21 protein-coding genes, 1 tRNA gene and 3 pseudogenes are annotated in these 24,971 nt (G+C 68.4%); 11 read left to right on the top strand and 14 right to left on the bottom strand.

The features are described from left to right. Positions 1 to 26 precede the first annotated feature (26 nt). From BCY76_RS04060 to BCY76_RS04090, 7 genes and pseudogenes are all read right to left on the bottom strand, one after another. A pseudogene (locus BCY76_RS04060) lies at positions 27 to 1,243 on the bottom strand (sarcosine oxidase subunit beta family protein). Next, positions 1,243 to 2,535 (bottom strand): serine hydroxymethyltransferase, encoded by a 1,293-nt coding sequence (gene glyA, locus BCY76_RS04065; RefSeq protein ID WP_085437197.1) that lies wholly within the window; start codon positions 2,533 to 2,535, stop codon positions 1,243 to 1,245. The pseudogene BCY76_RS04060 and the gene glyA overlap by 1 nt, the downstream one beginning before the upstream one ends. 203 nt (positions 2,536 to 2,738) lie before the next feature. Next, positions 2,739 to 4,154: pseudogene (locus BCY76_RS18495) on the bottom strand (L-serine ammonia-lyase). A 2-nt stretch (positions 4,155 to 4,156) separates the two neighbouring features. Continuing rightward, positions 4,157 to 5,356 carry an aromatic ring-hydroxylating oxygenase subunit alpha gene (locus BCY76_RS04075; protein ID WP_085437199.1) on the bottom strand — a complete coding sequence of 400 codons (1,200 nt, stop codon included), beginning with the start codon at positions 5,354 to 5,356 and terminating at the stop codon, positions 4,157 to 4,159. A 45-nt stretch (positions 5,357 to 5,401) separates the two neighbouring features. After that, positions 5,402 to 6,010, bottom strand: coding sequence for an FAD-dependent oxidoreductase (locus BCY76_RS19810; protein WP_336581915.1), 609 nt, complete (start codon positions 6,008 to 6,010; stop codon positions 5,402 to 5,404). A gap of 53 nt (positions 6,011 to 6,063) precedes the next feature. Beyond that, positions 6,064 to 6,618, bottom strand: a pseudogene (locus tag BCY76_RS20635) (FAD-dependent oxidoreductase); the annotation flags it as partial. Next, positions 6,618 to 6,962, bottom strand: coding sequence for a bifunctional 3-phenylpropionate/cinnamic acid dioxygenase ferredoxin subunit (locus BCY76_RS04090; protein WP_070160584.1), 345 nt, complete (start codon positions 6,960 to 6,962; stop codon positions 6,618 to 6,620). The gene BCY76_RS04090 and the pseudogene BCY76_RS20635, both read right to left, overlap by 1 nt. 137 nt (positions 6,963 to 7,099) lie before the next feature. Here BCY76_RS04090 and BCY76_RS04095 point away from each other — a divergent pair, with 137 nt between their 5' ends. The 5 genes from BCY76_RS04095 to BCY76_RS04115 all read left to right on the top strand — a co-directional run bounded on the left by BCY76_RS04095 (position 7,100) and on the right by BCY76_RS04115 (position 12,391). Then, positions 7,100 to 7,444 carry an IclR family transcriptional regulator gene (locus BCY76_RS04095; RefSeq protein WP_170922576.1) on the top strand — a complete coding sequence of 115 codons (345 nt, stop codon included), beginning with the start codon at positions 7,100 to 7,102 and terminating at the stop codon, positions 7,442 to 7,444. Continuing rightward, a complete protein-coding gene (locus BCY76_RS04100; RefSeq protein WP_083277550.1) occupies positions 7,441 to 7,872 on the top strand; it encodes an IclR family transcriptional regulator in 432 nt (143 codons plus the stop codon). The genes BCY76_RS04095 and BCY76_RS04100 overlap by 4 nt, the downstream gene beginning before the upstream one ends. 117 nt (positions 7,873 to 7,989) lie before the next feature. Continuing rightward, a complete protein-coding gene (locus BCY76_RS04105; RefSeq protein WP_070160582.1) occupies positions 7,990 to 10,530 on the top strand; it encodes a GcvT family protein in 2,541 nt (846 codons plus the stop codon). Between the two features lie 89 nt (positions 10,531 to 10,619). Beyond that, positions 10,620 to 11,714, top strand: a complete 1,095-nt coding sequence (locus tag BCY76_RS04110) for an S-(hydroxymethyl)mycothiol dehydrogenase (RefSeq protein WP_070160580.1) — start codon at positions 10,620 to 10,622, stop codon at positions 11,712 to 11,714. Positions 11,715 to 11,728: 14 nt separating this feature from the next. Next, positions 11,729 to 12,391 (top strand): MBL fold metallo-hydrolase, encoded by a 663-nt coding sequence (locus BCY76_RS04115; protein WP_070160578.1) that lies wholly within the window; start codon positions 11,729 to 11,731, stop codon positions 12,389 to 12,391. An 84-nt stretch (positions 12,392 to 12,475) separates the two neighbouring features. Here BCY76_RS04115 and BCY76_RS04120 read toward each other — a convergent pair whose 3' ends face one another. The 6 genes from BCY76_RS04120 to BCY76_RS04145 form a co-directional block, all read right to left on the bottom strand. Next, positions 12,476 to 13,852: an APC family permease gene (locus BCY76_RS04120; protein WP_070160576.1), complete on the bottom strand. Its 1,377-nt coding sequence runs from the start codon at positions 13,850 to 13,852 to the stop codon at positions 12,476 to 12,478. Next, positions 13,849 to 15,480, bottom strand: coding sequence for an amidohydrolase (locus tag BCY76_RS04125; protein WP_070160574.1), 1,632 nt, complete (start codon positions 15,478 to 15,480; stop codon positions 13,849 to 13,851). The genes BCY76_RS04120 and BCY76_RS04125 overlap by 4 nt, the downstream gene beginning before the upstream one ends. Before the next feature lie 183 nt (positions 15,481 to 15,663). After that, positions 15,664 to 15,736 (bottom strand) — tRNA-Arg (locus BCY76_RS04130). Positions 15,737 to 15,787: 51 nt separating this feature from the next. Next, positions 15,788 to 16,126, bottom strand: coding sequence for an antibiotic biosynthesis monooxygenase family protein (locus BCY76_RS04135; protein ID WP_070160572.1), 339 nt, complete (start codon positions 16,124 to 16,126; stop codon positions 15,788 to 15,790). Next, entirely contained in the window at positions 16,123 to 17,217 is a 1,095-nt protein-coding gene (locus BCY76_RS04140) for an Rv2578c family radical SAM protein (RefSeq protein WP_085437201.1), read from the bottom strand. The genes BCY76_RS04135 and BCY76_RS04140 overlap by 4 nt, the downstream gene beginning before the upstream one ends. Before the next feature lie 75 nt (positions 17,218 to 17,292). Continuing rightward, positions 17,293 to 18,288 (bottom strand): YeiH family protein, encoded by a 996-nt coding sequence (locus BCY76_RS04145; protein ID WP_272896812.1) that lies wholly within the window; start codon positions 18,286 to 18,288, stop codon positions 17,293 to 17,295. A 243-nt stretch (positions 18,289 to 18,531) separates the two neighbouring features. Here BCY76_RS04145 and BCY76_RS04150 point away from each other — a divergent pair, with 243 nt between their 5' ends. The 5 genes from BCY76_RS04150 to BCY76_RS04170 all read left to right on the top strand — a co-directional run bounded on the left by BCY76_RS04150 (position 18,532) and on the right by BCY76_RS04170 (position 23,272). After that, positions 18,532 to 19,287 (top strand): NUDIX hydrolase, encoded by a 756-nt coding sequence (locus BCY76_RS04150; RefSeq protein ID WP_070160566.1) that lies wholly within the window; start codon positions 18,532 to 18,534, stop codon positions 19,285 to 19,287. Beyond that, positions 19,284 to 20,558 carry a quinolinate synthase NadA gene (nadA, locus tag BCY76_RS04155; protein WP_070160564.1) on the top strand — a complete coding sequence of 425 codons (1,275 nt, stop codon included), beginning with the start codon at positions 19,284 to 19,286 and terminating at the stop codon, positions 20,556 to 20,558. The genes BCY76_RS04150 and nadA overlap by 4 nt, the downstream gene beginning before the upstream one ends. Before the next feature lie 49 nt (positions 20,559 to 20,607). Then, positions 20,608 to 21,450, top strand: a complete 843-nt coding sequence (gene nadC, locus BCY76_RS04160; RefSeq protein ID WP_070160587.1) for a carboxylating nicotinate-nucleotide diphosphorylase — start codon at positions 20,608 to 20,610, stop codon at positions 21,448 to 21,450. A gap of 44 nt (positions 21,451 to 21,494) precedes the next feature. Beyond that, positions 21,495 to 22,664, top strand: coding sequence for a cysteine desulfurase family protein (locus tag BCY76_RS04165; protein ID WP_085437202.1), 1,170 nt, complete (start codon positions 21,495 to 21,497; stop codon positions 22,662 to 22,664). A gap of 128 nt (positions 22,665 to 22,792) precedes the next feature. Then, the gene (locus tag BCY76_RS04170; RefSeq protein ID WP_237089956.1) at positions 22,793 to 23,272 is read left to right on the top strand and encodes an Hsp20/alpha crystallin family protein; all 480 of its coding nucleotides are present in this window, start codon (positions 22,793 to 22,795) and stop codon (positions 23,270 to 23,272) included. 25 nt (positions 23,273 to 23,297) lie between these two features. Here BCY76_RS04170 and BCY76_RS04175 read toward each other — a convergent pair whose 3' ends face one another. Continuing rightward, a complete protein-coding gene (locus BCY76_RS04175; RefSeq protein ID WP_070160560.1) occupies positions 23,298 to 23,843 on the bottom strand; it encodes a hypothetical protein in 546 nt (181 codons plus the stop codon). A 72-nt stretch (positions 23,844 to 23,915) separates the two neighbouring features. Between BCY76_RS04175 and mgrA the strand changes: the two genes are divergently transcribed. After that, positions 23,916 to 24,965 (top strand): L-glyceraldehyde 3-phosphate reductase, encoded by a 1,050-nt coding sequence (gene mgrA / locus BCY76_RS04180; RefSeq protein WP_070160558.1) that lies wholly within the window; start codon positions 23,916 to 23,918, stop codon positions 24,963 to 24,965. Positions 24,966 to 24,971: the final 6 nt, after the last annotated feature.

Genomic DNA, 24,971 nt, shown 5'->3' on the forward strand with positions numbered 1-24,971 from the left:
GGACCTCTTCGGGGAAGACGTGGGGGTCAGTGGGCGACGGCGGCGGCACCGTGTTCGTCGATGAGGTGCCCGGTCTCGAACCGGTCCAGGGCGAACGGCGCGTTGAGCGGATGGGGTTCGTCGTGGGCGATCGTGTGGGCGAAGGTGTACCCGGACGCCGGGGTCCCCTTGAAGCCGCCGGTCCCCCAGCCGCAGTTCACGTAGAGCTGGTCGACCGGCGTCTTGGAGATGATCGGCGAGGCGTCCAACGTGGTGTCCACGATCCCGCCCCAGGTGCGCAGCACGTGCGCCCGAGCGAAGATCGGGAACAGCTCCACTGCGGCAGCCATCTGCTCCTCGATGCCGTGGAACGCCCCGCGCTGCCCGTAGCCCACGTACTGGTCGATCCCAGCCCCCATGACCAGCTCGCCCTTGTGCGCCTGAGAGACGTAGACGTGGACATGGTTCGACATCACCACCGTGGGGTGCACCGGCTCGAACAGCTCCGAGACCAGCGCCTGCAGCGGATGGGACTGGATCGGCAGCTCCAGGCCGGCCAGCCCGGCGACCACCGAAGAATGCCCGGCCGCTGCGAGGGCGACCTTCCCCGCGTGGATCCGGCCTCTACTGGTCTCCACCCCGGTGACCCGGTCCCCCTCGAAGAGGAACCCGGTGACCTCGCAGTTCTGGATCAGATCCACTCCGAGCTCGGAGGCGCGCCGCGCCAAGGCCCAGGCCACATGGTCATGCTTGGCGATCCCTGCCCGCGGCTGGAAGGTCGCCCCCATCACCGGGTACCGGATGTCGTCACCGATGTTGAGGATCGGGCAGACCTCTTTGACCTCCTGCGGGCTCAGCCACTCGGCGTCGACCCCGTTGAGCTTATTGGCCTCCACCCGCCGCACCGACTCCCGGACGTCCTCCAGGGTGTGCGCCAGATTCAGCACTCCGCGCTGGGAGAAGAGGAAGTCATAGTCCAGTCGTCGGGCAGCTGCTCCCAGAGCTTCAGGGACTGCTCATAGATCGCCGCGCTCTCATCCCAGAGGTAGTTCGAGCGGATGATCGCCGTATTGCGGGCCATGTTCCCACCGGCCAGCCACCCTCGCTCCACCACCGCGACATTGGTGATCCCGTGGTGAGCTGCCAGATAGTACGCGGTGGCCAGCCCATGGCCCCCTCCACCGACGATCACCACGTCATAGGACCGCTTCGGCTCCGGGTTGCTCCAGAGGAAATCCGGGTGCTCCGGCAGCATCTCAGCCATCAGACGACCTCCTGCATCGTGGTCTCGAGGTGGGGGTAGAGCGGGAACCGGGCCGTCAGGGCGGCCACTCTCGCACTGAGCTCGACGCGATCCCCTGCGGTGAGGGTCGGCGCCAGGGCATAGGCGATGATGTCGGCCACCTCGCGGAACTCCTCGGCACCGAAGCCGCGAGTCGCCAGTGCGGGGGTACCGATGCGCAGCCCGGAGGACACCATCGGCGGGCGCGGATCGAAGGGCACGGCGTTCCGATTGACCGTGATGCCGATCTCGTGCAGCCGATCCTCCGCCTGCCGGCCGTCCAGCTCCGAGTGGCGCAGGTCCACCAGCACCAGATGCACGTCGGTGCCTCCGCTGACCAGTGTGATGCCTGAGGCCGCCACGTCCGGCTGCAGAAAGCGGTCCGCAAGGATCTGGGCGCCTTCCACGGTGCGCCGCTGGCGGTCCTGGAACGCCTCCCCGGCGGCGGCCTTGAACGCCACGGCTTTGGCGGCGATGACGTGCTCCAGAGGACCGCCCTGCTGACCAGGGAACACTGAAGAGTTGATCTTCTTGGCCAGCTCCGCCCGGGAGAGGATCACCCCACCACGCGGTCCACCCAGGGTCTTGTGGGTCGTGGTGGTCACCACATCCGCGTATGGCACGGGGTTGGGGTGGAGCCCTGCGGCCACAAGGCCCGCGAAGTGGGCCATGTCCACCATCAGGTAGGCCCCCACCTCGTCGGCGATGCGACGGAACGCCTCGAAGTCCAGCTGTCGCGGGTAGGCGGACCATCCGGCGATGATGAGCTTCGGCCGGTGCTCGCGGGCCAGCCGAGCGACCTCCTCCATGTCGATGAGGTGGTCAGTCTCGCTGACCTGATACGCCACTGCGTCATAGAGACGACCGGAGAAGTTGAGCCGCATGCCATGGGTGAGGTGACCACCATGAGCCAGGTCGAGGCCGAGGATCGTGTCTCCGGGCTGCAGCAGGGCGGCCAACACCGCGGCATTGGCTTGGGCTCCCGAGTGCGGCTGCACGTTCGCCGCCTCGGCGCCGAAGAGCTGCCGCACGCGGTCCAGAGCGATCTGCTCGACCACGTCCACGTGCTCACAGCCGCCGTAGTAGCGGGCTCCCGGGTATCCCTCGGCGTACTTGTTGGTCAGGACCGAGCCCTGAGCCTCCATGACCGCTGGTGAGGTGAAGTTCTCCGACGCGATCATCTCCAGCGTGTCGGACTGCCGCTGCCGCTCCGCGTCGATCGCCGCAGCGATGTCTGGGTCGTCTCGACGGAGCGAGGCGAGGGTGTCGTTCATGTCTCCGGCTCCTTCTGTGGTCGGTCCGTCCCGACCTGTCGTCGTCTCCCGGCGGCGTCTTCTCTGCCGCGCCACCGGGAAGATGTCACTGTCACGTCGGGGATGTCACTGCGTGGGTCTCACTGCGTGGGTCTCACTGCGTGGGTCTCACTGCGTGGGTCTCACTGCGTGGGTCTCACTGCGTGGGTCTCACTGCGTGGGTCTCAACATTCGATGACGTTGACCGCCAACCCGCCCTGAGCGGTCTCTTTGTACTTCGAGGACATATCCGCCCCCGTCTCGCGCATCGTCACGATCACCTCGTCCAACGAGACCCGATGCTGGCCATCACCCATCAACGCCATCCGCGCCGCATTGACCGCCTTGGTCGCCGCAAGCGCATTGCGCTCGATGCAGGGCACCTGGACCAACCCCGCGATCGGATCGCAGGTCAGCCCGAGATTGTGCTCCATCGCGATCTCCGCGGCATTCTCCACCTGCTCCGGACTGCCCCCGAGCACCTCGCACAGCCCCGCAGCCGCCATCGAAGACGCCGAACCGACCTCCCCCTGACACCCCACCTCAGCACCAGAGATCGACGCCTGTTCCTTGTACAGCACCCCGATCGCCGCCGCAGCCAGCAGGTAACGCACCACCGCTTCCTGGCGATCCTGCGCCGCGATGAACGAACCGCCCGGCCCATAGTGGGTCGCGTAGAACCCCACCGCCGGAATGATGCCGGCGGCCCCGTTGGTCGGTGCCGTCACCACCCGGCCGCCCGAGGCGTTCTCCTCATTGACCGCCAGAGCCACCAGATTCACCCACTCCTGCCAATAGGCATACGACCGATCCGGATCCTGCTCGGCCAGACGGGCATGCCAGCCCGGGGCACGACGCCGCACCTTCAACCCACCCGGCAGCTCCCCCGACCGACCCAGCGCAGAGTTCTTGCAGTCCTCCATGACGGCCCAGATATGCAGGACCCCTGCCCGGACCTCCTGTTCGGAACGCACCACCGTCTCATTGGCCATCATCACCTCCGAGACCGAGAGCCCAGCATCCCGGCAGTGCCCATCAACTCCGCAGCCGTGGTGAACGGATACGGCACCGCCGCCTCCGTGGACTCCACCACCTCACCCAGAGAGGCCGCCTCCGCCTCGGCGGCGGTGACCACGAACCCGCCCCCGATGGAGAAATACGTCTGCTCCGCCAGCTGAGCCCCCCAGCATCGACCGCGGTGAGCACCATCCCATTGGAATGCTGCGGCAGAAACGTCAACGGCCGCTGCACGAAATCCTCCACCCGCAGGGCCACATCCACCCGGCGCTCCACCTGGGCGCCGACCTGGACCGTCCCCGTGGCCCGCATATCGGCCAGCCGCTCCTCGACCTGTTCGGGCAGGATCGCTTCTGCGTCCCAGCCTCCAGGCCCAACAGCACCGCATCGAAGGTCCCATGACCCTGCCCGGTGGCGGCCAGGGAGCCGTAGAGGTCCACCCGGACCTCAGCCAAGCCGCCCAGGTCGTCACCGGCAGGCAGCTCCTCGACCACGAACCGGCGCGCTGCCCGCATCGGCCCCACCGTATGCGAGGACGACGGACCGATCCCCACACTGAACAGGTCAAACACACTGATGGGCATGCTCAGGCCTGTGCCGCCGTCGTCTGCTCGTCGCGGACCTGCTCGGGGGCGCGCCATCCCAGCGCCGCGTACCACCAGTCGTGGAACTCGCTGATGTGATGCTCGCTGGGAACGAGTGCTCCCCCGGAGGTGTAGGCGCTGGAGGACATCGAGGGCTGGGTGTACTCACAGGCCTCGAAGTCCTGTTCATTGACCCGGTGGAACAGCTCCACCGACTTGGAGACGTCGAGGGTTCCGGCGTTGATCTTCTCCACCACCTCCGGAAGGAAGAGCCAGTCGCAGACGACGATCGTCCGGCTTTCCGAGACCGGGAACATCCGGTGGATGATCACATGATCCGGCACCGTGTTGATGAAGACCTGCGGACGGACGGTGATCGCGTAGTACTTGCGCTCCTGATCGGGCGCGATCGCAGGAATCTCGGCCACGCCCGAGGAACCGTCGACGGTGAAGCCCGTGATCTCGTCGCCGAACGAGGCGCCGTGGACCACGCCGTCCTTCCGCTGGGACGCCAGGCCGTCCGCGAACTCCGGGATGACCTCGGTGAGCTCCGGGTGGATGGTCGCGCAGTGATAGCACTCCATGAAGTTCTCGATGATGAGCTTCCAGTTGGCCTGGACGTCGTAGGTCTTCGTCTCGCCACAGGCGAGGTTCTCGATGCCGTAGTTGTCGATGGACTCCACCTCGCCGAAGCTGGTGCGGACCTCACCGAGGACGGCCTCATCGAAGTTCGGCGGCTCCTCCGCCAGACACACCCACACGTAGCCGAGCCACTCCCGGACGTGGACCGGGCGGAGCCCGTAGGCCTCCTGGTCCACATCGGGCATCGAGGTGAGGTTCGGTGCGGCGACCAGCTCCCCCTCGAGGGCGTAGGTCCACGCGTGGTACCCGCACTTCAGGGTCTTGCTGCGTCCTTCACCCGTGGTGCAGATGCGCATGCCGCGGTGGCGACAGACGTTGTAGTAGGCGGCGATGCCGGCCTTCCGGGTGCGGACGACGATGATCTCCTCGCGGCCGACGGTGACCGTCTTCCACGTGCCGGCCTGCGGCAGCGAGTCCGCGCGGAGCACACAGTTCCACTGCTTCTCGAAGATCTCCGCCTGCTCCTGGGTGAAGATCTCGGGATCGGTGTAGGCCACGCCCGGCGGGGTCGGCCGCAATGAGGATCCGGGAAGGGGCTCGTCCAAGTGATCGATGATCATGGGTGCGTGTTCTCTCTTTCCTGGGTGTCGGGACCGGGTCGGAGGTCAGGCCACCAGCACGTCCGCCGCGCGGACCTGGCGCTGCTTGCGCCAGCGCTTGACCTCGCGAAGGCGGTTGAAGCCGAGAATCCCCACCTCGGCGCCCTCACGGAGATAGCTGACCAGCAGATCGGCAGTTTCGATGCTGCCGTCGATCACCCGTACCTCGTCGGCCTGGCTGATCCGACCGGCTCCCTGAATCTTCACGTCGTACTGCTCGGACCAGAAGTACGGCTCCTGGAACGGCGCAGGGGCGGCGCCGGTGAGCGAGGCGGAGAGGATGCCTGCCTGCTCGACCGCCTCCTGCCACTGGCCCACGGGGCGCAGGCCCGAGGCCTGGGAGGCCCACTGCGCGCAGTCCCCCGCAGCCCAGATGCCGGGCATCCCGGTGAATCCTGTGTCGTCGCAGAGGACTGCTCCGCTGGTGGGGTCGAGGCTGAGGACCCCGTCCCGCAGCCAGGCGGTCGCGGGGGTCGCCCCGATGGCGCAGATGACGATGTCTGCCTCCACGGTGTGGCCGTCCGCCAGGACGAGCTCCTGACCGCCCGGGACGTCGCGGACCGAGGCCGCACGGCTCGGCGGCGCGAAGTGCACGCCGCGGCGCTCATGCAGCAGCCGACGGCCTCGCCCACGGGCGCTCCCAGACGCGCGGCCCCCGGGTGGTGCTCACCTGCCGCGACGGTGACCGACGCAGCCCCGCGCTCCGCGCAGGTGGCTCCGGCCTCCAGCGCCAGGAACCCGCCGCCCACGATGGCGATGCGCTGGTCCTCGACGACCCTGCTGCGCAGCGCGAGGGCGTCATCGATGTTGCGCAGCACGAAGGTGGCCTGACCCGAGAGGGGCAGCCGGCAGGCCTGCGCGCCGGTGGCGATCACCACCGCGTCCGCGTCATGGAAGCGACCGTCGGAGGTCTCGACTCCTAGGGGCTCCGCGGAGAGGCGCTCGGCGGCGGCTCCGCCGAACCAAGTGACATCGAGCGGATTCTCCGGGTCGTCGAGCACCAGGTGCTCGATGCCCGCCGCTCCGCTGAGGAACGCCTTGCTCAGCGCAGGACGGTCGTAGGCCGGGTGGAGCTCGTCCCCGAGCACCGTGATGGGGCCCTGGTGCCCGTTGGCCCGGGCTCCGCGCGCCACGTGATAACCGGCCAGGCCGGCTCCCACGATCAGCAGGTGCCCGTCGACGGGCAGTCCCGCTCCGTACATGGTCATCGATGAGTCCAGCATCAGACAGTCACCCCCGGGGGAAGATTCGGTGCATCTTGGGACAGCTCGACGAGCACGTCGTCGCCGCGGACCTCGACCTGGTGGACCCGCACACCGCGCTTGGCGGGCGGCTGGTCGACGTCTCCGGTCAGCAGGGAGAACGTGCTCTCGTGCAGAGGGCACTCCACTCGGCAGTCCTCCAACCATCCGGCGGCCAAGGAGGCCTCCTGATGGGTGCAGGTGTCGTCGATCGCATGCACCTGGCCGTCCTCGGTCAGGAACACCGCGATCGGCGGAGTCACAGAATCGATGCGCAGACCTTCTCCTGGAGTCAGGTCCTGCAGGGAACAGACGCGGACACTCATTTGCCATCACCACCGGTTTCACCTAGTGTTGCTAATAGCGCAACATGATTTATAGTGCGCAACACGTTGTGCGACCTATGCTTCACTGCCCACGAGGGGTGCGTCAAGAGGCCATCCGAAGAATCTGGAGTTTTTTCATGACGTCCGAGAACCTGACTCGCATCCAGTCCGTCGACCGCGCCGCTCAGATCCTCCGACTCCTGAGCGAGTCGCCGCTTCTGACGATCGCGGAGATCGCCCGGGAGCTCGACGTGCACCGCTCCACGGCGTTCCGACTGCTCGGCACGCTGGAGGCCCACGGGCTCGTCGAACAGGAGCGCGAACGGGGCGCCTTCAGGCTCGGCATCACCCTGCTGCACATGGCCAACTCAGTGGCGGCGCAGATGGATTTCTCCAAGGACGCCCAGGCCTGCTGCGACGCCCTGGCCCTGGAGCTTCAGGAGACGGTCAACGTGGCCATCCTGGACGACGCTACGCCGTGACGATCATCCAGGCCGCGGACGACCAGATGCTCAGCGTGAGCCATCAGTACGTCGGACAGCGCGGCCCCCTGCATGCCACATCCACTGGAAAGATCCTGCTCGCCCACGCCGACCAGGACGAGTTCGACCGACTCGTGGAGCGCGGACTGGACAGCTTCACCGGCATGACCATGACCGACCCGGAAGTCCTGCGCAGCGAGCTGGAGACGATCCGGCATCGCAGCTGGGCCTCCGCCGTGGCGGAGTGGGAACAGGGCATCAACGCCCTGGCGGTCCCCGTCCGCGGCAAGGACGGCCAGGTGGCCGCCGCCCTGTCGATCACCGGCCCGTCCTTCCGGCTGCCGGAATCACGTTTCGCCGAGCTTGCCGAGACGCTCAAGAGGGAGGCTCGCACCCTGGAGGTCAGGATGGGGTACTTCGGAGGCTGAGCTGGCCACGATTCAGGAAACACCCAGGGTGAACCCCTTGTGCCATAAAACACACGGCCTCTAGGCTGGTTGCGCACAGAACATCTCGTTTCTTAATATGCAACGCCTGGAGGATGCATGTCGCACCACACTGCTCCGCACGATTCCCGTGTGGTCATCATCGGCCTGGGAGTGGTCGGCGCCGCCGTCGCCGACGAACTGGTCCTGCGGGGCTGGACGGACGTCACCGTCGTCGAGCAGGGTCCGCTGTTCGAGACCGGCGGCTCAAGCTCTCACGCCCCAGGTTTCGTGTTCCAGACCTCGCCCAACAAGGCCATGTGTGAGCTGGCCCAGCGCACCTTGGACAAGCTGGACGGCGCGGAGGTCGACGGACAGTGGGTGATGAAACGCGTGGGCGGCCTGGAGCTGGCCACCACCGCCGAACGTGTCGAGGAGCTGCACCGCCGGCATGACTTTGCGAAGTCCTGGGGTGTGCCCGCACAGCTGCTGACCCCCGAGGAGGTCGCCGCCCTGTGGCCCGACATCGACACCTCGACAGTGCTCAGTGCCCTCCACACACCGACCGACGCCGTGGTCAAGGGTGTTCGCGCCGTCGAGTTCCAGGCACGACGCGCCCAGGCCGGCGGGGCGCGACTGGTCAGCGAGACGCAGGTGACCGGAATCCGTCGCTCCGGCACCCGCGTCACCGGCGTCGAGACGGTGCCGGTCGGCTCCGACGCCGAACCAGAGGTGATCGAGGCCGACATCGTCATCTCCTGCGCCGGACTCTGGGGGCCGAAGCTGGCCCGCGAGCTGCTGGGCATGGACATTCCGATGCTCCCGGTCGAGCACGGATTCGGCTTCAGCCAGCCGATCGAATCCCTCGCGGGGCTCGACGACGCCACCGAGGTCGCCCGGCCGATGATCCGGCACCAGGATCACGGCATGTACCTGCGCGAATGGGGCTCGAGGATCGCGATCGGCGCCTACGAGCACCGCCCCCTTCCGGTGGCGGACCATGAGATCGCAAGCCCCGAGCAGATCCTCCGGCACGGCGGGCAGGCCTCCATCCACCCGTTCACGCGACAGGACTTCGAGGCCTCATGGGTGGAGGCCCAGCGTCTGCTCCCCGAGCTGCGCGAGACCACGCTGGACGACTCGCTCAGCTTCAACGGCATCTTCTCCTTCACCCCCGACGGCGGCCCACTGCTGGGACCGGTGCCCGGGATCGAGGGCCTCTGGATGGCCCAGTCCGTGTGGGTGACCCAGTCCGCCGGCGTCGGCGAGGTGGTGGCCCAATGGCTCACCACCGGTGATCCCGGCATCGACACCCACGGCCTCGACGTCGCCCGGTTCGACCCGCTTCTGACATCCCAGCGCTGGGCCCGCGAGCAGGGCGAGGAGTCCTATGACGAGGTCTACGACATCGTCCACCCCCGCGCGACGACTCTGCGTCTGCGGGGTCTGCGCACGTCCCCCTTCTACGAGCGGCAGCGGGGGCGCGGGGCGTCGTTCAGCTCGGCCAACGGCTGGGAAAGGCCGCTGTGGTACGAGTCCAATGCGACCCTTCCGGACATGCGTCCCGCGGTCCCCATGCTCGGCGACGCCCCCCTGCCCACCCGCGACCAGTGGTCGGCGCAGTACTGGAGCCCGCTCGTCGCGGTCGAGGCCAGGCGCCTGCGCGAGTCTGTGGGCCTGGTGGACATGTCCTCTCTTCCCCGCTGGGAGCTCTCCGGCACCGGGGCCACAGAGTTCCTCGACGGCCTGGCCGACGACGGTCTGCTCAGCCGCCGTGTCGGACGCACGGTGGGAAGCATCGTCTACGCGCTCATCCTGGGCGAACGGGGCGGCATCCTCTCGGACATCACGATCGCCCGCACGGCCGAGGAGACCTACCACCTCGGAGTCAACGGCAACCTCGACGCCGCCTGGTTCCAGATGATGATGAGGCAACGCTCCTATGCGCTGCACCTGAGGGACGCCTCCTCCGGGTCATGCGGGCTGGGGCTCTGGGGACCTCAGGCCCGCGAGGTGCTCCAGGGCCTCGTCGACGAGGACCTCTCCCATGAGGCGTTCCGCTTCTACCGCAGCCGCGAGCTCCACGTAGCCGGCGTTCCAGTGCTGGCCATGCGCCTGAGCTACGTCGGGGAGCTGGGCTGGGAGCTCTATGCACCGGCCGAGTTCGGCCGCCACCTGTGGGATGTCCTGATCGGCGCCGGGCGCCGCCATGACATCCTCCCGGTGGGGCGTCGCGCCTTCGAAAGCCTGCGCCTGGAGAAGGGCATGCGCCTGTGGGGCACCGACATGACCCGCGAGCACACTCCCCACGAGGCCGGCATCGAGTTCGCGGTCCGCGGCGCGGCGGCGGAGAAGCTCACCGCGATCGGCGCCGACCAGCCCAGCCGCAAGCTGGTGTGCCTGCTGCTGGAGGACCCGTCGAAGGTGCTCATGGGTCATGAGCCCGTCTATGCGGCGGGCGACGACGGCCGACCGATCGGCTATGTCACCAGCGCGGACCAGGGGTATGTCACCGGACAGTCGATCGCCTACGCCTGGGTGCCCGCGGAGCACTCTGCCGCGGGCACCGAGGTCGAGGCGTCCTACTTCGGCCGCCGCCTCAGGGCGCGCGTGGCCGAGGAGCCCCTCTTCGACCCCAGCGCCTCGCGCATGAGGTCTTGAACCCTCTCCCCTCGGCGGGCCTACCATGGCTCATCCGCCGCCCACACCTGCCACCAACGATGTCACCTGCCTGAAGAGGAGCCCCTGAAATGCCCTATACCGTCAACGCCGTGGTCGTCACCGCTCAGGACGCGCCGGCCACGGTCGAGCAGATCGTCGTCCCCGATCCGGGCCCCGGGGAGGCCGTGGTCGATGTGCTCACCTGCGGCGTCTGCCAGACCGACCAGCACTACCAGAAGGGCATGATCGGTCAGAACTACCCCTACCTGCTGGGGCACGAGGCCACCGGCCGCGTCGCCGCCGTCGGCGAGGGGGTGACGTCGGTCAGCCCCGGGGACACAGTGATCCTGAACTGGCGCGCCGTCTGCGGCGAGTGCCGTGCCTGCCGCCGCGGCAAGCTCCAGTACTGCTTCAACACCCACAACGCCACGCAGAAGATGACGCTGGCCGACGGCACTCCCCTGGAGCCGGCCCTGGGCATCGGAGCGTTCGCGGAGAAGACGCTGGTCGCTGCCGGGCAGTGCACCGTCGTCGAGGACACCGAGGACGAGCACAACGCCGCCATAGGACTGCTCGGCTGCGGGGTGATGGCCGGCATCGGGGCGGCCATCAACACCGGTGAGGTGGCCCGCGGGGAGTCGGTCGCCGTCATCGGCTGCGGAGGCGTGGGAACCGCAGCCATCGCCGGGGCGCGACTGGCCGGAGCCACCACCATCATCGCCGTGGACCTCGACCCGCGGAAGCTGGAGCAGGCCCGGCAGCTCGGCGCCACCCACACCGTGGAGGCAGGTGGCACCGATCCGGTGGAAGCCATCCGTGAGCTCACCGGAGGCCATGGCGCCGACGTCGTCATCGACGCCGTCGCCCGGCCCGAGACCTATACGCAGGCCTTCTACTCACGTGACCTGGCCGGCCGGGTGGTCCTGGTCGGCGTCCCTGATCCCTCGTGGAGCGTGGAGCTGCCGATGATCGACCTCTTCGGCCGGGGCGGCTCCCTGAAGTCCTCCTGGTATGGAGACTGTCTGCCCAGTCGGGACTTCCCCTACCTGGTGGATCTGTACCGCCAGGGGCGCCTGGACCTCGATGCGTTCGTCACCGAGCGGGTCCGCCTTGACCAGGTCCAGGAGGCCTTCGAGACCATGAACCAGGGCGACGTGCTGCGCAGCGTCGTCGAGATCGGCTGAGAGGAGCCCACCCGATGGCCACCACGGCACGCATCGAACACCTGATCACCGCAGGCACCTTCTCCCTGGACGGAGGGACATGGGAGGTGGAGAACAACGTCTACCTCGTCGGTGACGACGACGAGGTGCTGATCATCGATCCTGCCCATGACGCCGAGGCTGTGGCGGAGCAGGTCGGAGACCGCCAGGTCCTGGGCATCCTGCTCACCCACGGCCATGACGACCACATCCGTGAGGTCTTCGACGTCCAGCGCAAGGTCGGCGGACGTATCCACCTGAATCCGGCCGACCACGTCCTGTGGGAGCAGGTCCATGCCCATGCCCGTCCTGATGTGGAGATCTCCGACGGCGATGTCTTCACCGTCTCCGACACTCGCCTGACAGCAGTCCACACGCCCGGCCACTCGCCCGGCTCCACCTGCTTCTATGCGGAGGACCTCCCCCACACCGACGGGTCCCGCGGGTCGGTGCTCTTCGCCGGCGACACGCTCTTCCAGGGCGGTCCCGGGGCCACCGGTCGGTCCCACAGCAGCTTCGAGACGATCATCGAGTCGATCAGCGACCGGATCTTCGCGGAGCTGCCGGAGCAGACGCAGGTGCTCCCCGGACACGGCGAGTCCACCCGCATCGACAAGGAGAAGCCCTTCCTCCAGGAGTGGGTCGACCGCGGATACTGACAGCCACCCTCACACAGAGACGTCCCCTGCGGGCAGCGCGTGAACGGCTGGCCCGGCAGGGGACCGTCTCTGTGCGGGGCGGCACTAGCTGCTGGGGACGACCGAGTCCTCCACCTCCTGCAGGTCCATCGTGGGCGCCGGCCGGCGTAGGCCCCGTGTGATCACCAGCAACCAGACCAGGCCGACGCCGACCCATCCGAGACCGACCATGAAGGCGTCCGGGGACAGCGAGGTCCACAGCCACAGGCACAGCGTCACGCCGATCGCAGGCAGGACCACGAACCGGATGAGGTCACCGCCGTGGCGGCGCCCCCTGTCGACCGCGTGGTACTTGATCACGGAGAGGTTGACGAAGGTGAAGGCGATGAGCGCTCCGAAGCTGATCATGGCGGCGGCCAGCTCCAACGGCAGCACGAGAGCCAGCAGTGAGACGGCCCCGACGGCCAGCGCCGCCAGGTACGGCGTGCGGAACTTCGGGTGCAGCACGGCAAAGATTCGGCCGGGCATCGCGCCATCGCGGCCCATCGTGTAGAGGATGCGGGTCACGGAGACATGGGAGGCCGTCGCGGAGGCCGCCCCGCCGGAGATGAACGCGGCGGTGAAGAACGCCACCAGGAACGCCCCGCCGGCGCGCGCCATCACATCGGTGGCCGCGGTGTCCACGGAGCTGTAGGCCGTCCAGTCGGGGAAGACCAGGTGCCCCAGCCAGGAGAGGAAGATGAAGATCAGACCGGCGCTGAACGTGCAGATCAGGATGGCGCGCGGGATGGTGCGGGTGGGGTCTTTGGTCTCCTCGGACAGCGTGGAGACCGCATCGAACCCGAGGAACGAGAGGCACAGCACCGCGGCGCCGGCGATGAGCGCGGCGAACTGGAACTCCTCGTTGGCGAAGGGCGCCAGCGGGTCGATGGGCGCGTCCTGGGCGGTGAGGGTCACGACGCTCATGATCACGAAGACCACGATGAACACCACCTGGATCCCCACGAGCATGCTGTTGAAGCCGGCGGCCACCTTGATGCCGAGCACGTTCATCGCCGTGACGATCACGATGGTGGCCACGATGATCAGCCAGGCCGGCAGTGCGGGGATCGCCGCGTTGAGGTAGAGCCCGATGATCATGAAGTTGATCATCGGCAGGAAGAGGTAGTCGAGCAGCAGCGACCAGCCCACGAGGAATCCGAGGTTGGGCCCGAAGGAGCGCTGGGTGTAGGTGTAGGCCGATCCCGCCACCGGCAGCGCCTTCACCATCCGGGCGTAGCTGAGTGCGGTGACCAGCATGGCGGTCAAGGTGATGATGTAGGCCAGTGCGAGGTGCCCGGAGGTGATGGTGCTGACGATGCCGTAGGTGGTGAAGACCGTCAGCGGCACCATGTAGGCCAGACCGAACAGGACGGCGTAAGGCAGTCCGAGACTGCGTCTCAGCGCGGGACTCTCGCTGACCGTCGAAGATGCTGTGCTCATGATGTGACCTCCTGGGTCTGGTGGATGATCTCCCCTGCCACAGTGGTCAGGAGCACCGGGGTGGCGATGAGTTCGTCGGGGTCGGTCTCGACCGGGTCGGCGACCCAGAGCGCGAGGTCCGCCTGAGACCCGGGGGTGATCGTGCCGAGGTCATCGCGTCCGAGGGCTTCGGCGGCCCACCAGGTGTACCCCAGCAGCGCCTCGACACCGGTGAGCCGCTGAGCAGGCTCGAAGACCTGACTCTCGGGGTGGCCGGGACGGCGACGGAGGCGCGCCCAGGCAAGTCCGAGGCGGGCGTCGCTCTCGGCCACCGGCCAGTCGGAGCCCAGCGCGATCCGCCCGCCGGCGGTGAGGACGTCTTTGACCCGCCAGGCACGGGATGCTCGTTCCTCCCCCAGCCGGGCCGCCCACGGGTCTGTGCCCTGCGCCTCCCGCCACTGCATGTGCAGCGGCTGCATGGAGGCCACGACGTCGGCCTCCACAAGGGAATCGACGTCATGGTCCGTCATCGTCTCCAGGTGCTCGATCCGATGCGGTGCCCCGGAGCCGGCTGACGGGTCGAGTCGGGAGTAGACCTCGGTGACGTGGGCGACGCCGGCATCGCCGCAGGAGTGCGTGGCCAGCTGGAATCCGGCCCGGTGGTAGGCCTCGGCGACCTCGGCGTAGCGGTCGACGCTGGGCCAGAACGGCTCGGCGGACTCCCCGTGGGTGTCGGGCTGGTGGAGCCAGGCGGTGCCGCCGTCGATGACCCCGTCGATGAACATCTTGATCATGCTCACGCGGAAGCGGCGGCCGGAGCTGCTCAGCAGCGCGATCCGCTGCGCGACGGCGGAGTCATCGTCACCGGGGTGATGCCACAGAGCGACCTGCAGGCGGACGGGCAGGCCACCGGGAAGCTCCTCCAACGCCTGCAACGTGGTCAGGGTCTTCCGATCGCCGTCCATGATGGTGGCGCCGGTGACCCCGCTGGCCGCCATCTCCAGCAGCTTGGTCTGGACCGTGCCGGCCAGCTCCTCAGCTGGCCCCTGGGGCACCGCGTCGAAGACGAGAGAGTACGCCGGAATCTCCCGGAGTTCACCGGTGGGCGTACCGTCCTCGTCCACCACGACCTCGCTGGCGTCGGCGAACGTCTCGGTTCCGTCGACGCCGGAACGTTCCATCGCCACGCTGTTGGCCAGTCCGGTGTGCATGTCGAAGAAGCGCACGGCCAACGGGCGCCCGCCGGTGACGCCGTCGAAGTGATCCCCGCGGATGCCTGCTGTCTCGAAGGCCTTGTAGTCGAGATTCCAGCCGAGGATCCACTCTCCGGCCCCGAGCCGGGAAGCCTCCTCGGCGATGGCCGCCCGAACGGACTCCAGATCCACCATGCCCCCGAAGTCGATGCCGACCGTCGCGGAGCACCCCAGGACGGGATGGCAGTGGGAGTCGATGAGGCCGGGAGTCAGCGTCGCCCCGGCCGCATCGACGATCCGGGTCTCGTCACGGGCGTGCGAGAGGATCTCCGCATCGCCTCCCACGGCGTGGATCATGCCGCCGGCCACGGCGACGGCGGTGTCGGTGACGATCGCCGCATCGCTGGCCGCCGTCATCGTGCGGATGCGGGCGTTGTGGATGATCAGCTCGACCATACGGGGCGCTGCCTTCCTGAGAACGGGGGCACTCCCCGATAAATGAACTACATTCGTTATCTGTTGTAGCTCACGTCACACTCCGCCGTCAAGGGGCACCCGGGAGCGGCAGCCCGCGATGGACCCCGGATACGACGAAGCCCCGGACCACTGTGACCAGTGATCCGGGGCTTCGGCGATGGGTGCCCCCTGCAGGATTCGAACCTGCGGCCTTCTGCTCCGGAGGCAGACGCTCTATCCCCTGAGCTAAGGAGGCGCGGGCCAGGTCAGCCGGGCTGACGTTCTGACCCAGTTAGATTACCAGCCCTCAGCCGGTGACTGAAATCTGGTAGCTCCACAGCTCCGAGGACATGCCGACCGGGGGTCGCTTCTGCTCCCCCTGGTCACCGGAGTCCCGATCTCCTGAGCCGCCCTGACCGTGCGAACGCTGGAAATGCTCGGAGTTCCGCCAGTTGTCGAAATCCTCCTCCGATGCCCAGCGGGTGACGACGAGCCAGACCGTGCGGCCATCGGTGGGCTGCAAGAGCTCGAACCCTTCGAAGCCCGGAGTGCCCTCCATGGAGCCATGCCGTGCGGCGAAGCGGGCTCCCAGCTCATCGCCGGAGTCCTCAGGAACGGTGATCGCATTGATCTTGATGACGCTCATGGATTCATTGTGACACCCCCGGGCTGAGGCCGCGCGGAGATGTCAGCCAGAACTCGCCTGCCCCGGCAGTCAGAACAGCGCCGACTGCCGGGGGCCGAGATCCGCGGCCGGCAGCTCCGGCGACACGCGCTCCCGCCACATGGGTCCCGGCGACGGTCGACACCGTGTCTGCGCCGCGCCTCCTTCGCCCGCGCCGCAAGCCACGTTCTGTACTCGGAGGAGGCATAGGAGCCTCCCCGGTAGATCCGTCGATACCGCCGCACCAGGCGGGGATGCTCCCGAGCGAGCCAGTCCAGGAACCACTCCCGCGCCCCCGGCCTGAGATGCAGCGCTCCGGTGGTCACATCAGCCGCACCCGCCTCGGCCAGCTCGGCATGCAGCGCATCCAGATGCTCCTCGGAGTCGGTGAGCCACGGCAGGATCGGCATCGCCAGCACCGTGCATTCCAGTCCGGCATCGACCACGGAGCGGATCAGGCTCAGCCGGGCGCGCGGGTCCGGGGTGCCCGGTTCGACGCGCTGCTGCAGGTCCCGATCCACCATCGCCAGCGAAACCGCCACGGAGACCGGCACCTGCTGCGCAGCCTCGCGCAGCAGCGGCAGGTCCCGCTTCAGCAGGGGGCCCTTGGTCAGAATGGAGAACGGAGTCCCAGACTCGGCCAGCGCCGCGATGATGTCAGGCATGAGCCGATACCGGCCCTCCGCGCGCATATAGGGATCCGAATTGGTTCCCAGCGCGACGTGCTCCCTACCCCAGCTGGGCTTGGACAGCTCAGCTCGCAGGACATCCGCGATGTTCGTCTTCACCACGATCTGGGTGTCGAAGTCCCGGCCGGAGTCGAAGTCCAAGTACTCATGGGTCTTCCGCGCGAAGCAGTAGACGCATCGATGGAGACACCCCCGGGTGGGGTTGATGGTCCAGGTGAAGGGCATGTTCGAACCTGCCGGCACGCGGTTGAGCGCCGACCGACAGGCGATCTCATGAAACGTGACACCGTCGAAGTCTGGGGTGCGCACCGTGCGCACCAGGCCTTTGAGCGGCAGCAGCGCCCCGCCGTCGTCGCCGTCGATCCTCTGACCCTGCCATCGCATACCTGCCATTCGAACACAGTTTCGAATGAAAGTCGAGAGACTCCGACCTCGGCGAGGCACCTCTGGGCCTGCCGTTCAGAGGAGCACGACCACGCCGATCAGCGAGACACCCAAGGCAAGGACCGTGCCGAACACGCCCAGCGCCAGGGCCGGCCCACCTCGACGCAGGAGGTCGGGCAGGTCCACCCCGGAACCGATCCCCACCATCGCCATCGTCATCAGCATCGTGGTGACAGCACGGACCGGATCCATGACCCCCTCTGGAATCCCCACCACAGAGGCCAGCACGGCCGCACCCAGAAAGCCCAGAACGAACCCGGGGATCAGCGGCGATCGCCGCCGTCCCGCCTCTCGCTGTGCCGCGCTCCCGCCCGGATCGCGCCGACGCGCCACCACTCCGAGCCCCACCATGATCGGCGCCAGCAGCACCACTCGAGCCAGCTTGACCACGACGGCGACCGCGAGCGCCGTGGCGCCGACCATCCCTCCCGCAGCCACCACCTGACCCACTTCGTGGACACCGGCTCCAATCCAGATGCCGGCGGACCGCTCGTCCAACCCGAGCATGGTGACGAGCAGCGGAAGCACGAGCATGGCGATGGTCCCACAGAGAGTCACCACGGCCACCGCGATCGCCGCAGCCGCATCCACCGGCCGACCGCGGCTGTCCCGTCCGTCTCCACGGTCCAGAGCAGCTGCGGCCGCGGCGACCGCAGAGGCGCCGCAGATCGCGGTGCCGGTGGCGAGCATGGTCGACTCCCCTCGAGGGGTGCCCAGCGCCCGACCTCCCAGCACTGTGCCGACGAAGGTCACCACCACCGTGCCGGCGACGATGACCAGTACCTCCCAGCCCAGAGCCAGCATGTCGCCCAGCACCAGCTGGAGCCCGAGCAGCACGATGGCCAGCCGCAGCACGGTCCTGGAGGCGACGCGCAGTCCCGCCTCGAAGGTCGGCGGGATCCAGCGCAGTCCACGCAGACCGATGCCGAGGAGGATGGCCAGCAGCAGTCCGGAGACGCCGGGGATCTGCTCGGCGAGCAGGTGGGCGGCCACGGCGGCCATCAGCGCCACAGCGAGCCCCGGGACGAGGCGCCGCGCAGCGCCCGACCCGTCCGAGGCCTCGGCGGTCGGCGGGCAGCCCCTGGCGGAGGCGGCGTCGAGCAGGAGAGGTCACCGCGACAGTCTAAGCCGGAGGCGAGAGCCCGCAGGACCAGGGCCGCTCCGCCGTCGCCACCTCCTCTGCCACCCTTCAGGTTGACATGACTTTATGATGGATAGCATAGTGTCACAGACACCAGAAGGAGTGAGCTCATCGTGACGAGTCCCGCAGGGAGCCAGACGACGGCCCGGGCACCGGCGCCCCACCAGCACCTGGAGCTGGCCGTGTCCACCGTCGTGTTCTCCCTGCGCCCGGGCCCCGCACAGGACCGCCCGACGCTGTGGCTGCCGCTGGTCCGCCGCATCCGCGACCCCTTCTGCGGCCGCTGGGCCCTGCCCGGCGGACCCCTGGAGGACCATCACGACCTGGCCGCCTCGGCCCGGGAGACGCTGAAGGCCACCACGGGCCTGGAGCCCCGGCACCTCGAACAGCTCTACGCCTTCGGCGACGTCGACCGTTCCGGCCAGACGGACCAGCGCGTGGTCTCGATCGTCTACTGGGCCCTGGTCCGTCCCGAGGAGGACGCCGAGGCCGACCACGGGGACAACGTCGCGTGGTTCCCGGCCGATGAGACCCTGCGCCGCCATGAGGACGGCACCGCCCCGTTGGCCTTCGACCACGGCGTCATCCTGCGCTATGCCCTGCAGCGACTGCGCGCCAAGATCACCTACTCCCCCATCGCGCACGCGTTCTTGCCCGAGGAGTTCCCGCTGACCCGGCTCCGCGAGGTCTATGAGGCGATCCTCGGCAGAGACCTGGATCCGTCGAACTTCCGCCGCCAGGTGCTGGCCCAGGGCTCGGTGGAGAGCACCGGGCGTCGGATGACCGGCACGAACCACCGGCCGCCGCTGCTCTACCGCTCGGCCCCCAACCGCTCCCGCTACACGCTCACCATCGAGGAGAACCCATGAGCCTGTCCGTCCACGACCGCATCGAGCTCAAGCCCAAGGAGTCGTGCAACGACTCGCTGCCACGAGGCCCCTGGGAGTTCGACGTCGCCCCCGGATACGGGCCCGGCGCCTCCGAGTCCGACCCGATTCCTGACCGCACGGTCCGCCCCGGTCAGCTGCCGCAGCTGTACCGAGAGCTCGAGGACGAGCAGCTCCATGCTCGGATCCGCGCGGCGAAGGAGGCCCTCGGCGAGAAGCTCGTGATCCTCGGACACTTCTACCAGCGCGACGAGGTCGTCCAGTACGCCGACTTCGTCGGAGACTCCTTCCAGCTGGCCAACGCGGCACTGACCAAGCCGGAGGCGGAGACGATCGTGTTCTGCGGCGTGCACTTCATGGCCGAGACTGCCGACATCCTCTCCTCGGCCGATCAGCAGGTGATCCTGCCCAACCTCGCGGCCGGCTGCTCCATGGCCGACATGGCCGACGAGGAGTCCGTGGAGGAGGCCTGGGAGGACATCGCCGAGGTCTACGGCTTCGACCCCGAGGATCCCCAGCCGGATGCCGAGGGCAAGCTCCCGGTGATCCCAGTGACCTACATGAACTCCTCGGCGGCGCTGAAGGCCTTCTGCGGCCGCCACAGCGGCATCGTATGCACCTCGTCGAACGCCGCCACCGTGCTGGAGTGGGCATTCGAGCGTGCTCACCGAGTGCTGTTCTTCCCTGACCAGCACCTGGGTCGCAACACCGCCAAGGCCATGGGGGTGCCGCTGGAGCAGATGCCGATGTGGAACCCCCGCCGGGAGCTCGGAGGCAACACCGAGGAGGGGCTGCGAGAAGCGAAGGTGCTGCTGTGGCACGGCTTCTGCTCAGTGCACCGTCGCTTCACTGTGGACCAGATCGAGCAGGCCCGCGCCGAGCACCCCGGCTGCCAGGTCATCGTCCACCCGGAATGCCCCATGCCGGTGGTCGACGCCGCCGACGCCGCCGGTTCCACCGACGCGATCAGGAAGTTCATCGCCGCCTCGTCCCCCGGTGACACGATCGCGGTGGGCACCGAGATCAACATGGTCAACCGGCTGGCCGCCGAATACCCGGACCGCACGATCTTCTGCCTGGATCCGGTGATCTGCCCCTGCTCGACCATGTACCGGATCCACCCGGGGTACCTCGCCTGGGTGCTGGACGAGCTCGTCGCCGGCCGGGTGGAGAACCAGATCATCGTCGACGACGAGGTCGCAGCAGAGGCGAAGGTCGCCCTGGACCGCATGCTCGCGGCGAAGCCGAGGTGATCCCGTGACGACCCCCCTGCTCCCTGCCCGCGACGTCGCGGGGGACCCGCTGCTCACGCGCAGCCAGATCGAGACTGTGGTGCATCGCGCCTTGGAGGAGGACGCCCCCTTCGGGGACCTCACCTCGTGGGCATTCGTGCCGGCCGACGCACAGGCCGAGGCCGACCTGGTCGCCCGCGAGGCCGGCGTGTTCAGCGGCGGCGCAGTGTTCGCCGCGGCGATGACGGCGCTGTCCCAGGATGTGGAGGTCACGGTTCATCACGACGACGGCACACCCTTCGTCGCCGGCCAGCGGCTCGCCTCGGTGCACGGCCCGGCACGGCCCATCCTGACCGCCGAACGGGTGGCTCTGAACCTTGTGCAGCGCATGACGGCGGTCGCTGGTCTGACGGCCCGCTACGTCGAGGCGGTGGCTGGCACGGGGGTGCGCATCGCCGACACACGCAAGACGACTCCGGGGCTGCGCGCGCTGGAACGTCATGCCGTGCGCTGCGGCGGCGGACACAACCACCGGTCAGGCCTCTCCGACGCCGTGATGGCCAAGGACAACCACCTCGCCCTGGTGGACGACCTCGCCGCGGCGATCTCCGCCGCACGAACCCGACTGCCGCACACCGTGCACATCGAGGTGGAGGTCGACCGGATCGACCAGATCGCCCCGGCGCTGGCCGGCGGGGCCGACACGATCATGCTGGACAACTTCTCCCTCCCGGAGCTGCGCCGCGGAGTGGAGATCATCGCCGGCCGTGCCGTGGTCGAGGCCTCCGGAGGCATCACCCTGGACACGATCGGCCAGGTGGCCGCCACCGGCATCGATGTCATCAGCGTCGGCGCATTGACCCATGGCGTGCCGGCCGTGGACCTCGGACTCGACTTCACGACGTCGCGCTGAACCCTCAGTGCGCCGCAGCACCCGACCCGGTGAAGGATCCTCCCATGACACAGACCCCCGAGCCGCAGGAGCAGCCGACGCTCTCCGGGCCCTCCACGGTCTACCTGGACGCGGCCGCCTCGGCCCCGGTGCGCCGCGAGGTCCTGGAGGCCATGTGGCCGCTGCTCGCCGGGGTGCACGCCAATCCTTCGAGCCGACACGAGCCCGGACTCGCCGCCGAGCGCGCCCTGACCGACGCCCGCGCCCGTGTGGCACGCTCCCTGGGCGCCAGGCCGGGTGAGATCCTGTTCACCTCGGGCGGGACCGAGGCTGACAATGCCGCGGTCAAGGGGATCGCCTTGGCGGCTCCCCGAGGCCGGCACGTACTGATCTCCGCCGTGGAACACCCAGCGGTCGCCGAATCGGCCTCCTGGTTGGAGAGGATCGGCTACGAGGTGGACGTTCTGCCTGTGGACGATGCCGGAGTCGTCGACCCCGACGAGCTGCAGCGCCGCCTGCGGTCTGACACCACCTTGGTCAGCGTGCAGACGGCCTCCAACGAGGTCGGCACGGTCCAGGACATCGCCTCCCTGGCGGCCGTCGCCGCCGAGACCGGCACGCCGTTCCACACCGATGCGGTCCAGGCGGCTGGATCCGAGACCATTGACGTCCGCGAACTCGGGGTGCAGGCCCTGAGCCTGGCCGGACACAAGCTCGGCACCCCGAAAGGCGTCGGCGTCCTGTGGCTGCGGCGTCGGACCCCGTTCGAGCCGCTGATCCACGGCGGCGGCCAGCAGCGCGGCGACGCCTCCGGCACGGAGGACGTCGCCGGCGCCGTCGGCATGGCCACCGCGCTGGAGCTCGCCGCCGCAGAGGACACCGAGACGCTGCGTCGCCGACGCGACGACTTCATCGCCGCCGTCGAGGAGGGTGTCCCCGGAGCTCGCCTGACCGGTCACCGCACCCGGCGGCTGGCCGGTCACGCCTCCTTCGTCCTGCCGGGCCGCAGTGGAGAATCCGTGCTGTTGGATCTGGAGCGGGCCGGGATCTTCTGCTCCTCCGGGTCCGCCTGCGCCGCCGGCTCCTCGGAGGCGAGTCCCAGCCTGACGGCTATGGGCGTGCCGGAGGACCTGGCACAGACCGCCGTCCGGTTCACCTTCGACGTCAACACCTCATCAGCTGACCTCGCACGTGCCGCTGAGGCGCTGATCCGCAGTGCCTGTGCGGCACCATGAGGGCCAGCGACACGGCGATATGAAAACCTGAGCATATGACGCTCAACTTTGGAATACGACGCCCCGGACAGCTGTTGATCTGACTGCAAGCCGTCAACCAGACAACAGATCGAAAGGGGCTGATCCTCATGACCACCCGTCTGACCCGCCTGGAACCGCTGTCCCTGATGGACGACGTCTTCCGGTCCCTGCGCACCCCGCTGTTCGACTCCGCGGCCTTCGCGGCTCCCCGCATGGAATCAGGACAAGCCACGGGCTTCGTCCCCGCCGTCGACGCCCACCGCGACGGCGAGGACCTGGTGCTGCGTGTGGACCTTCCCGGGGTGGACCCGGAGAAGGACGTCTCAGTGGAGCTGACCGGACGCAGCCTCACCGTCTCCGGTGAGCGCCGTGACGAGCGCGAGGCAGAAGGACTGCGCGAGGTCCGATACGGCAGCTTCTCCCGGACGGTGACTCTGCCGCAGGAGGTCCCCTCGGACTCCGTGACAGCGGACTACGACGCCGGCGTGCTGACCGTGAGGGTCGCAGGCGTCTACTCCGCAGAGACTCCGCAGCGCATCCAGGTGACCCGGTCCGGCTCCGGCGCCCAGGAGCAGATCGAGAGCTGAGCACCGATCCGTGACCGGGGTCTGCTCACAGCTCGGCGAGCAGCGCCTTCCAGAAGGGCTTCCACCGGTCGATCTCCTCAGGAGAGCCGAGCTTCGCATGCTCCAGGCCGACGGTTGCCCTCTCGTCACCCTTGGGTGTGACGCCCACACTCACCCTGGTGCCGTCCTCCAAGGAGACCCGCCAGTATCTCCACTTCGGGGTCTCAGAGGTCGTGGGCGCCTGGGCGAGCCCGACGCCGTTGAACTCCTCACGGTCGGCGACGAGTTCCGTCCAGGCCGCCCACGCTTCATCCCGCGTGCCGCGGAACGTCTTGCTGGCCGAGGCCTGGAACATCCCGTCGCTGGTCTGCCCCGGGACCCGCATCCCATGATGCTGCTCATAGGCCACCGCCACTCCCTGGGCCCACCAGCCGGGGTTGTCCAGGCTTTCGGGCATGCGGGCGATCGCGAGCCCGGCGATCTGCGGATGGTCCATCTCGCGGGCGCCTGCGCCGTCGAGCTCCTCGAGCCAGGCGTCCCACGGCCGGCCCGTCGCGCGGGCGATCGCTGCTGTGTTCTGTGACGTCACCATGGACTGATCGTAGTCGGCCCGCCCCGGCAGGAGTAGGCTTGCCAGCGGCCCGACGACCGAACAGGAGCACCCATGAGCCACCGGCCCTACCTCGCCGCCGACGACCGCTACTCGAGGCTCGACTACCGCCGGGTCGGTCGCTCCGGCCTGGTGCTGCCGCCGCTCTCGCTGGGCCTGTGGCACAACTTCGGTGACGACGTCCCTTTCCAACGGCAGCGGGACATCGTGCGCTTCGCCGTCGACTCCGGCATCACGCATTTCGATCTGGCGAACAACTACGGTCCCCCTCCGGGTTCGGCGGAGATCAACTTCGGTCGGCTCATGAGGGAGGACCTCGCCCCCTACCGGGATGAGCTGATCATCTCCACCAAGGCGGGCTGGACCATGCACCCGGGCCCCTATGGCGGGCCGGGAGGCAGCCGGAAGTATCTGCTCTCCAGCCTGGATGCCTCGTTGGACCGTCTCGGGCTGGACTATGTGGACATCTTCTACTCCCATCGCCCGGATGCGGACACCCCGCTCGAGGAGACGATGGCCGCTCTGGACACCGCCGTCCGCTCCGGCAGGGCCCTCTATGCCGGAATCTCCTCCTACTCCCCGGAGGACACCCGCCGGGCCGCGGCCATCCTGAAGGAGCTGGGCACTCCCCTGCTGATCCATCAGCCCTCGTATTCGATGTTCAACCGGTGGATCGAGCAGGACGGCCTGCTGGACACGGTCGAGGAGGAGGGCGTGGGCGTGATCGCCTTCAGTGCGCTCGCTCAGGGAATGCTCACGGAGAAGTACCTCGACGGCGTCCCGGAGGACTCTCGTGCCGCGACCAAGCCGTCCTTCCGGGACGGCTTCCTCAGCGAGGAGAACCTGGCTCGGATCCGCGCACTCTACGACATCGCCCAGCGGCGCGGCCAGACGCTGGCCCAGATGGCACTGGCCTGGGCTCTGCGAGACGAGCGGGTCACCTCGCTGGTGATCGGTGCGAGCAGGGTCGAGCAGCTGGAGCAGAACCTGCAGGCCCTGCGCAGCGCGCCGTTCACCACCGAGGAGCTGGCCGAGATCGACCAGCACGCCGTCGACGCCGGCATCGACATCTGGGGCGACGCGCGCCGCAGCACGTCCGCCTGATCCGGC

The organism is Nesterenkonia sp. PF2B19 (assembly GCF_001758425.2).
In the GTDB taxonomy this organism is placed as follows: domain Bacteria; phylum Actinomycetota; class Actinomycetes; order Actinomycetales; family Micrococcaceae; genus Nesterenkonia; species Nesterenkonia aethiopica.